We start from the raw sequence: 432 nt of genomic DNA on the forward strand, positions 1-432 counted from the left end.
AATTTCGAGACAAAGTATTCAAATTTTTCACCACAACGCTACCTGATATAGCGGACTCGCTGATGTCTAGAATTAACGACCATTTTCAGGTGCTAAAAACTGCATCTTGAAGTTTCTTGGGTATATAGTTAACCTGAACTTCACTTAAGAAGGAAATTAAAGTACCTGAGATACGATCAACGTTTTCGTCAAAGAAAATGCAAGACATCTCAGTCCGCTTGGTTTTTTGCTTAATATTCCTTCAGTATAAAAGAGAATATGCTACCATTCGCCGATGAAGAAAAAAATACACCAATGCTACATGGCGCTGTTTTTAAACAGTTTTTAGGTCATATTGATACGGCCAGAGACTTTCTGGAGATACATTTGCCCGCGACATTACGGGCCGTTTGTGATCTGGATACACTGCGGTTGGAATCCGGGTCGTTTATT

At 39.1% G+C, this 432-nt stretch carries 1 protein-coding gene and 1 pseudogene; both read left to right on the forward strand.

What is annotated here, in order from left to right:
- Positions 1–110 (forward strand): annotated as a pseudogene (locus tag C5471_RS23670) (IS630 family transposase); the annotation flags it as partial.
- A gap of 148 nt (positions 111–258) precedes the next feature.
- Positions 259–432: Rpn family recombination-promoting nuclease/putative transposase (locus C5471_RS23675; RefSeq protein ID WP_166296702.1), on the forward strand; the 174-nt coding region annotated here is incomplete at its 3' end.

This window comes from Photorhabdus tasmaniensis, from assembly GCF_011189505.1.
GTDB lineage: Bacteria > Pseudomonadota > Gammaproteobacteria > Enterobacterales > Enterobacteriaceae > Photorhabdus > Photorhabdus tasmaniensis.